Genomic DNA, 8,450 nt, shown 5'->3' with positions numbered 1-8,450 from the left:
GGGTGTTCGAGACCAACTTCTTCGGTGTGATCGCGGTGACCAACGCCATGCTGCCGCTGCTGTCGCGGTCGGCGGCGGCCCGCATCGTCAACGTGTCCAGCGGTGTCGGGTCGCTCGCCCGCATGACCGATCCGGATCACTACATGTCCCGGCTGGCGGGGCACGCGGCGTACCCGCCCTCGAAGACGGCGCTCAACTCCTTGACCGTGCAGTACGCCAAGGACCTTCGGGAACGAGGCATCCTCGTCAACGCCTGCACCCCTGGTCCCTGCGCGACCGACTTCACCCGGCACCTCGGCCTCCCCGTCACCCGCACGGCCGACGACGGCGCCGCGATCGTGGTCCGACTGGCCACCCTGGACGCGGACGGCCCGACCGGAGGGTTCTTCGACGACGACGGCGTGGTGCCCTGGTGACCGCCTCCGCCGAGCGCCGTCAGGCGGGCGGGCGGCCGTAGCCTGGCGTTCATGGTCGAACGAGTGCGGGTCGCGGTGGTCGGCGTCGGTGACAACGTGTCGGCGCTGGTGCAGGGGAAAGCGCTGTACCGGGCCTCGCGGAGTGTGGCCGGGCTCCGGAAGATCACCGGTGAGCTGCCGCCCACCGGCGTCACGGTGTCCAGGGGAATCACCGACGCCGCCGACGACGCCGAGGTGGACCGGGTGGCCGGGGAGCTCGCCGGAGCGGAGGTCGTGCTGTATGCCGCTCCCAGTGGCTCGACGAGGCCGAGCCGCTGCTCAAGTTCATGACCCCTGGTAGATCCATAGTCAAGAATTCGATATACCGTCGCGCGTGTGGACTTACGCCGATTGCAGTATTTTGTGGTCGTCGCGGAAGAGGGCAGCGTAGGACGCGCCGCCCGCCGCCTGCTCATCTCCCAGCCGCCGCTGAGTCAGCGCATCCGCGAACTGGAGACGGAGCTGGGATGCGCGCTGTTCGTCCGCACCGCGCGCGGGATGATCCTCACCATGGCCGGCGAGGTGCTGCTCAGGGAGGCCCGGGGACTGCTCGCCGCCGCCGCGGGCGCGGTCGAGCGAGTACGGCAGGCGAACGGTGAGCCGGTACTGCGGGTCGGCGTGCTGAGCCCGGCCGAGTCGGCCTTGTCGGCCGAGGCTGCCCGGAGCTTCACCCAGCGCTATCCGGCCTCGCGGGTCCAGCTTCGCCAGGGCAACGTGGCCGATCCCACGATCGGTCTGGGGCGCGGCGAGGTCGATGTGGCGATCACGTTCACGCCGTTCGACGAGACCGGGCTGGCGCTTCACGCGGTCCGGGCGGAGCCGATATACGTGGCGCTGCCCATCGACGACCCGCTGGCCGACCGGCTCTCGATCGCTCGCGCCGAGCTGTACGGCCACCGGACCGTCCGGCTGCCCAGCGAGGCGGACCCCACCTGGGTGAAGTTCTGGCAGATTCCGGGCGACGGTCCGGTGGTGCGATCACTCGGCGAGGGACTGCACGCGGTCCTGTGGCAGCAGGCCGCGATCTTCGTTCCCGAGCGGACGACGCGGACGAATCCCGTCCCCGGCGTGCGCTACGTCCCGCTGGCCGATCATCCCTCGACCCACCTCGTCCTGGCCAGGCGAAGCACCGATCACTCGCCCCTGGTGACCGGCTACATCGCCGCGAGCCTCGCCTGGGCCCAGGACTGCTCCTGACAACTAGCGGTCAGTCATCGATCAGCCTGATCCAGCCCGAGACATTCCAGGCCGCGGTCGAGGGGCTGTAGATGGCGAAGTCGACCGCGCCGCCGATGGTCGTGTAGCCGCTCTTGCCCTTCCAGCTCACCCCGACGCCGCTGTCGGTGCTGTTGGCCCAAGCCCAGGGGTCGACCTGGCCCCGGCAGTTGTAGATGCTGCCTCCGATCGAGAAGCCGAGGAAGCTGACGGAGATGGGCTGCTGCCGGCAGGGCTCGAAGAACTGCGTCCACTTGGGGTCCTGGTCGACGATCAAGTTGCCGGGCGGGACCCAGGTCCACTGCCAGGTCTGCTTGATCTCCGTGCCCTTCGCCTGGTCGCTGGCGCTGTGCCAGATCTGGCCGAGGACTCCCCAGTTCCCGGCTCCGTCGCTGTTGACCAGCCAGTAGCCGTACCAGCCGTAGATGTGGGCGTTGCCGAACCAGTAGTCGGCGACCAGCCACCAGTCCGGGTTCCGGTCCACCGGGGTGCTCAGGGCGGCGGCGGCCCCGCTGGTCGCCGGATCGGGGACGGACCCGGCGTATTTCAGCAGTTCGGACTTGCTGAGGTTCGGCCCGGTGATGGACAGTCCGACCGCTCGGCCGCCGGCGAGCTGGGCGGAAGGGTTCACGCCGGGGACCTGAGACGCCGCGTGGACGACCCGGACGGTGCTGCCGGGCAGCACTCCCTGAAGCCTGAGCCTCGCGCCGGTGTTCGAGGTCCAGGTGATGGTCCGGACTCCGATGGCATCCGCCGCGCTGACGGACTCGGTGAAGGTTTCGCCCGCCTGATCAGAGACGATGGTGACCGGCTTGTCCCGGCCGGGCGGCGGCGACTGAGCCGTCGCCGGACTCGTCGTCAGGGCCAGCGTCACGGTGACGGCGGCCAGCATGCGCAACGACCTCATGGTTCTCCTTCCGGTGCCGGAGCGGGGTGACGAGGGGAGGTGCGGCTCCAGCCCTTTCAGAAAACGATTTCAGCAACCGCTCGTCCAAGACTGTTTTGGGATCACCGGGACAGTTCTCGATATGGCCCACTGCCGCGCAACCCACACCAGGTCGCGGTCATCGGCGGACACCAACGTCGCCCGACGTGGTGCGCATGATGCGTACCAGGTGGAGCGCTCACAGGAGTACACCGACAGGCGGTGGTGGCGGCCCGCTGAGGGCATCGTGGGGCGAGGCGCCAGAAACGCCGTAAGCGGTGCCAGGCCAGATGGGCCTGCATACCCACGTACCGGGCATGATCGCCGTCCCGTACGGGAGCCGGAACGGTCTCGGGTGCCGCACAGAGCATCCGGCCGCTCGGTGAATCCGCCGACGTTTGCCAGGGTCTGAGCGCCTTTCTGGCGGGGTGCAGATGTCGCAATCCAGATCGAACCGAATTTCGTCCCTTTACCAGCCCGCGGCGCGGCGGATCGGCATCCAGGTGGGAGCCGGGGTGCCGGTCAGGAAGTCGCCGACCAGCCGGACGCACAGCTCGGGCCTCTCGTGCAGCAGCAGGTGCGAGGTCTGCGGGACGACGGCCAGCTGGGCCGCGGGCAACGTCCGGTACATCTGCAGGGTGTGCTCCAGGGTGACGATGTCGTCGTCGGCGGTCATGACCAGCACGGGGCAGGTGACGGCGGCCAGGTCGTCCGGGGTCAGCGGCCGGTCCTCGGTGACCGACCGGGCCGCCTTGGCGATCACGACGGGGAAGTGGCCGGCCCCGTCCGGCGACACCTCGGCGTAGGCGGAGACCAGTGGCGGCGGAGGCGGCGCGTCGGTGCTCGGTCGCAGGATCATCCCGTCCGGGTGGAAGCAGCCGCTGATCAGGACGAGCCGTTCGACGAGGTGCGGGTGGCGCACGGCGGTCCACAGCGCCACCATCGCCCCGGCGCTGTATCCGGCCAGCCGCACGGGACCGCCGGCCGTCTCGTCGATGAACGCTGCGGTGTCGTCCGCGAACGCCTCCATCGAGAACGGCCCCGGCACGTCGGGCGTGTGACCGTGGCCCCGGCGCTCAGGGAGCAGCAGCCGGAACCGTTCGGCCAGCGCGTCGAGGTTGCCGGTGAAGTCCCGGCTGTCGGTCAGGCCCCCGTGCAGGAGGACCAGCGGGTCTCCGGCGCCGCGCTCGTCGTACCAGGTGCGCACGCCGTTCACTTCGATGTAGTCGGCCATCGTGCCGCTCGTTCCCTTCGTCGCGTACGGGTCTACGAGACTGGTACGACACGGCGGCCGGAAACTCACCGCACGTCGCACACGGTTCAGCGGCAGACCGTGCCGGGCACGGGAAGCGTCCCGGAGATCAGGTAACGGTCGATGCTCCCGGTCGCGCAGGCGTTACGCAGGTATGAGGTGTGCCCGTCGCCGTCATAGGTCAGCACCTGCGCCCCCTTGATGCCCCTGGCCAGGCTCTTGGCCCAGGCGAGCGGCGTCGCGGGATCATGCGTGTTCCCGACCAGCAGAACGGGCGGCGCCTGGGTGATGTGCACCGGCCGCTGCGGATTGGACGGCGCGACGGGCCATCCCAGGCATCCGGTCGTCATGTCCCAGAACTCCGACGTCCCGCGCATGTGCGGGGCCCTCCGCGTGACGTCCCGAGCCCGCGTCCTGAGCTGCGGGAATCCGTTGATGTCAGGGTCGATGTCCTGGCAGAGGACCGCCCGGTAGGCCGAGGTCGTCGCAGGGTTGTCCAGCGCCTCGGCCCGCATCTGCCCGAAGAGCACCGCATCGCCCTGCTCCGCCTGGACGATGCCCCGGGCCAGACCGCCGTTGAAGTCGGGGGCCATGGTGAGCATCGCGTACGCGACGTAGCGCAGTTCGTCCGCCGTCAGCGGACGCCCGCCGGTCACGGGGATCGGCGTCTCCTCCGCCTTGCGCACCAGAGCGTCCCACACCTGCGGTACGGACCGGCCGTGCAGCTCACATTCCTGGGTCCGCTCGCACCACCCGGCGAACCTGTCGAACCCGTCCTCCACCGCCGCCGCGGCATCGCGCACCATCCGGCGCGAGCTCATCCCGTGATCGACGATCCCGTCCAGCGCCATCGCCCGTACCCGGCCGGGGAACCGCCGCGCGTACTCGGTGCCGAGCATGCTCCCGTAGGAGCGTCCCAGGTAGCTGATCTGCTCCTCGCCCAGCGCGGCCCGCACCGCGTCGAAGTCCCGTGCCACGCTCCCGGTGTCCATGTGCCGGATCAACGGCCCGCAACTCTCGCCCACGGCCCGGTTGTGCGCGACGAGCCGGTCATACTCCCGCCGCGTCTCGGGGAACTGCGTGACGGCCGGATCGTGCACCGCCTTCCCGCATGGGATCTGCTCGCTGCCGCCGACCCCGCGCGGATCGATCCCGACGATGTCGAACCGCTCGCGCAGCTCGTCGGAGAAGAAGTACGGCGCCCAGTCCCGCACCAGGTCGGCCGCACCCGTCCCTGGTCCGCCCGGGTTGTAGAACAGCGTCCCGATCCGTTCTCCGGTGGCCTTGCGTCGCGTCATGTTCAGCGAGACCCGCGGCCCGTCCGGCGTCGCCCAGTCCACCGGCACGGCGAGGGCGCCGCACTCGGCTCCGGGTTCCTTCCCGCAGGCTCGCCAGTCGATCGCGTCTGTACTGGTCACGTTCGCTGATGGGGTCGCAGCGGCCGGGGCCGCCGGGACCGCTGTCGCGATCAGCGCCAAGCCCGTGACGAGGGGGGTCCATTTCATGATCTAGATCGTCTCCCGCTCGCCAGCCTCCGTCATCGGCCTTTCGGCCTGCCGCATCGGCCGAACGGACGACAGTTCATCGCGTTCGGCCCGTGAAGTCCGCACAGAAACTCGGGGTCGCCGTGAACGGGTCTCTTCTCGGCGCGATCCAGCCAGGGCGGTACGTACGAGTTTGCAAGTCGCTCAACTTATCTTTATATATAGATCACATGAGTCGAAGACCTATGCAGGAGCCGACGTTCCTGATCCTCACGGCGCTCGCGGCCGGGCCCCAGCACGGCTACGGCATCATCACGGACGTCGTGCAGATCTCAGGCGAACGGGTACGGCTACAAGCCGGCACGCTGTACGCCGCGCTCGACCGTCTCCAGGGGGAAGGGCTGGTCGAGACCGACCGCGAGGAGGTCGTCGACGGCCGCGCGCGGCGTTACTACCGTCTCACCTCCGCGGGCGAAGCCCGGCTGGCCGCCGAAGCGGAGCACCTGCGTCGCAACGCCGACACCGCCTCCTCTCGCCTGCGCGCCAGACTCCGCTCGGCGTACAACATCAACGTGGCGACGCCTGGCCGCGAGTTCCTCGGGAGTGCATCGTGAATCTGGAGGACCGTTACCGGCGGTTACTGGCGTGGTACCCGAAGGAGCACCGCGCGCTGCACGAGGAGGAAATGGTCGCGGTCCTCCTCGCGACAGCCGCACCCGGCCGAGACCGACCGACCGTCCGCGAGACCTTCGACCTGCTGCGAGGAGCCTTCGCCATCCGGTTGTGGCGTGCCGTGGGGCCCGTCTCCCGCGGGCACTGGCGTGCCGCCTTCAACGTTGCGGCGCTTCTGGCACCGATCTGGCTGCTCGTCCTCGAAGTCGGTCAAGCCGGTGCTCTCGTAGAGATGTCGCTTCGGTCCGGAGTGGCGGGTCCGATGCTGACCTTGAGGCCACTGATGATCGCCCTGCCGTACGGGTTGATCGTTTTTCTGGCATGGCGGAACTCGCGAAGGGTCGCGGCCGCCGTGGCATGGGGGTGGGCGGTACTGTACGCCGGGCTCGTCGCCAGTCCGCCCGATCTCGGCCTCTCGCCCGTCTATGTGGCGTGGGACGGCGTGCTTCTCGTGGGGTCGGGATTCGGCAGCGTGGTGCGGTTCGTCCTGCCCGCCTGCCTGGTCGCAGTGATGCTGACGTTCGCTCCCTCATCCGGTCCTGCTCCGTTGGGAGCCCGGCGGCTGGCCGGATGGGCCGCCGTCTCGCTCGTCGGCGCGGCGGCGAGCAGTCAGCTTCCCCCCTCGCCTGAGGGGGGCTACCTCCTCCTTCTGGTGCTCGCGGTGGCGGCGGTAATGGCGGTGCGCTCGCCTGTCGGGCGGCGGGCGGTGTTCATCGTGTTGCCGCTCATGACCGTCACCCTCAACTGGCTGCGTTGGGTGGGGGATCCGGCGAACCTTCCAGCGGTGGCTGCGACCACGGTGGCCCTGCTGGCCGTCACGGCGTGGCTGGCCAGAACCGGCGCTCCCGCCTCCGGACCAGCGAAGCGCCTGACAAGCGGTACGTGAGGTCGCCGGACGGGCCTGCACGCCGAGCCTCACACGGTGGCGGCCACGCTGCGGCGTCCTCGGGAAGGCACGAGGCGGCCGGCAGGCAGACAGGGAGGCAGGACCCTGCGCAGCGACCGGGTGGCGGAGGTCGGCGACACCGTCATCGGCGCGCACGGCGACCGCCCCGCCTGCGATCTCGCCCTCCATCGCCCACGTCATCCGCCGAAGGCGCCAGGCAGGCACGTCTCAGCCCGTCGTCCAGTGACGGAGTTTCTCGGGGTTGCGCACGACCCAGATGCGCTTGATCCTGTCGCCTGCGACCTCGAACGCGAACACCGTCACGATGACGCCGTCCTGCTCGGCCACCACCCCGGGCCGCCCGTTGACGGTGCGTTCCAGGTACGTCATGTTGCCGGGCCGGCGGTGGGCGATCTCGATCCAGGCGTGCGCGATCTGTTCGCCGCCTTCGATGGGGTCCAGGAAGGTGACGGCGAGGCCGCCGCCGTCGCCGATCGCCACGGCGTCGGGGTCGAGCAGGCCGATCAGGGCGTTGATGTCCTTGGCCTCCCACGCCCGCTTGAAGTCCCGGACGATGCCGGCCTGCCGGGTCGCCGGGGCCGCGGCGGGCTGGGCGGCGCGGATGCGGCGGCGGGCCGAGGAGGCCAGCTGGCGGCATGCCGCCGGGGTGCGGCCGACGATCTCGGCGACTTCGGCGAAGGAGTAGCGGAAGACGTCGTGCAGGACGAACGAGACGCGTTCGGCCGGCGTCATCGATTCGAGGACGACCAGGAAGGCCAGGTTGACCGATTCGTCCAGGGTGACCCGGTCGGCCGGATCGGAGACCGTACCGCCGTCCGCAGGTTCGGGCAGCGGCTCGGGGAGCCATTCGCCCACGTAGGTCTCCCGCCGGACCCGTGCCGAGCCGAGCAGGTTCAGGCAGATGCGGCTGGCGACCGTCGTCAGCCAGGCGCCGGGCGACTCGATGGCCTCCTGCTGCCGCCGGGACATGGCGTACCAGCGGGTGTAGGTCTCCTGCACGGCGTCCTCGGCCTCGGCCAGCGAGCCCAGCAGCCGGTAGGCGAGGTTGATCAGGTGACGCCGCTCGCTGATGACCACGTCCAGGCCCGGATCGAGCCACCCTCCTCCTGAACCAACGGCATCCGGCCTGTTCTGGCTGGTCATCGTGACGGCTCCCTCGGTCGTGTCTGCCTTCTTCCTGCTCGACAAGACAGCGTGCCGGAATGTGAGGCCGATGCCGTCACCTGACGTTTCCGGGGGCTGCGTTGTCGAACTGCACGCGGACGTCCTGGCCGCCACGGAAGGGCGCACCAAGCCCCGCCGCCGCATGCAGGCCAGCACGTCCGTCCTCGTTCGACCACGCCGCGTCGTCGCGGCCCCACCCCAGGGGAGCCACTTTGAGTCTGTTCCGGCTTGACGCCAGCATCCTTCCCGGCACCTCGGCGAGCGCCGAACTCGCCGACATCGTGGAAGCCGAATGGACCGCCGCCCACCCGGACGAGCCGGTGGTGCGCCGGCACCTGGGCACCGATCCACTGCCGGCCGACGCCTGGGCCCAGGC

9 protein-coding genes are annotated in these 8,450 nt (G+C 69.9%); 5 read left to right on the top strand and 4 right to left on the bottom strand.

The annotated features are described in order from the left end of the window. From ACWCSD_RS41535 to ACWCSD_RS41525, 3 genes are all read left to right on the top strand, one after another. Positions 1–416, top strand: a 416-nt coding sequence (locus ACWCSD_RS41535; RefSeq protein ID WP_449923179.1) for an SDR family NAD(P)-dependent oxidoreductase, incomplete at its 5' end; no start/stop codon positions are given. Positions 417–467: 51 nt separating this feature from the next. After that, positions 468–746: a hypothetical protein gene (locus ACWCSD_RS41530; RefSeq protein WP_449923176.1), complete on the top strand. Its 279-nt coding sequence runs from the start codon at positions 468–470 to the stop codon at positions 744–746. Between the two features lie 45 nt (positions 747–791). Then, positions 792–1,652, top strand: a complete 861-nt coding sequence (locus ACWCSD_RS41525; RefSeq protein ID WP_397157226.1) for a LysR family transcriptional regulator — start codon at positions 792–794, stop codon at positions 1,650–1,652. A 10-nt stretch (positions 1,653–1,662) separates the two neighbouring features. Here ACWCSD_RS41525 and ACWCSD_RS41520 read toward each other — a convergent pair whose 3' ends face one another. The 3 genes from ACWCSD_RS41520 to ACWCSD_RS41510 form a co-directional block, all read right to left on the bottom strand. Beyond that, the gene (locus ACWCSD_RS41520; protein ID WP_397157224.1) at positions 1,663–2,577 is read right to left on the bottom strand and encodes a hypothetical protein; all 915 of its coding nucleotides are present in this window, start codon (positions 2,575–2,577) and stop codon (positions 1,663–1,665) included. A gap of 487 nt (positions 2,578–3,064) precedes the next feature. Beyond that, positions 3,065–3,829, bottom strand: a complete 765-nt coding sequence (locus tag ACWCSD_RS41515; protein ID WP_397157223.1) for an alpha/beta fold hydrolase — start codon at positions 3,827–3,829, stop codon at positions 3,065–3,067. A gap of 86 nt (positions 3,830–3,915) precedes the next feature. Next, positions 3,916–5,265 (bottom strand): alpha/beta hydrolase, encoded by a 1,350-nt coding sequence (locus ACWCSD_RS41510; protein ID WP_397157222.1) that lies wholly within the window; start codon positions 5,263–5,265, stop codon positions 3,916–3,918. Between the two features lie 296 nt (positions 5,266–5,561). On the opposite strand from ACWCSD_RS41510, the gene ACWCSD_RS41505 reads away from it, so the two are divergent. Together ACWCSD_RS41505 and ACWCSD_RS41500 are read left to right on the top strand one after the other, a co-directional pair. Then, positions 5,562–5,945, top strand: a complete 384-nt coding sequence (locus tag ACWCSD_RS41505; RefSeq protein ID WP_449923171.1) for a PadR family transcriptional regulator — start codon at positions 5,562–5,564, stop codon at positions 5,943–5,945. Continuing rightward, a complete protein-coding gene (locus ACWCSD_RS41500; protein WP_449923168.1) occupies positions 5,942–6,889 on the top strand; it encodes a hypothetical protein in 948 nt (315 codons plus the stop codon). The genes ACWCSD_RS41505 and ACWCSD_RS41500 overlap by 4 nt, the downstream gene beginning before the upstream one ends. 228 nt (positions 6,890–7,117) lie before the next feature. Here the strand turns inward: ACWCSD_RS41500 and sigJ are convergent, their stop codons facing one another. Then, a complete protein-coding gene (gene sigJ / locus ACWCSD_RS41495; RefSeq protein ID WP_397157217.1) occupies positions 7,118–8,053 on the bottom strand; it encodes an RNA polymerase sigma factor SigJ in 936 nt (311 codons plus the stop codon). Between the last annotated feature and the right edge of the window lie 397 nt (positions 8,054–8,450).

It is taken from the genome of Nonomuraea sp. NPDC001684 (assembly GCF_053596515.1).
The sequence above is the reverse complement of the archived record's forward strand: the minus strand, read 5'-3'. Positions and strand labels throughout refer to the sequence as shown.

Coding starts and splice junctions, on each gene's coding strand:
- ACWCSD_RS41515 (WP_397157223.1), bottom strand. CDS start 3,829: ATGGCCGACTACATCGAAGTGAACGGCGTGCGCACCTGGTACGACGAG.
- ACWCSD_RS41520 (WP_397157224.1), bottom strand. CDS start 2,577: ATGAGGTCGTTGCGCATGCTGGCCGCCGTCACCGTGACGCTGGCCCTG.
- ACWCSD_RS41530 (WP_449923176.1), top strand. CDS start 468: ATGGTCGAACGAGTGCGGGTCGCGGTGGTCGGCGTCGGTGACAACGTG.
- sigJ (WP_397157217.1), bottom strand. CDS start 8,053: ATGACCAGCCAGAACAGGCCGGATGCCGTTGGTTCAGGAGGAGGGTGG.
- ACWCSD_RS41505 (WP_449923171.1), top strand. CDS start 5,562: ATGAGTCGAAGACCTATGCAGGAGCCGACGTTCCTGATCCTCACGGCG.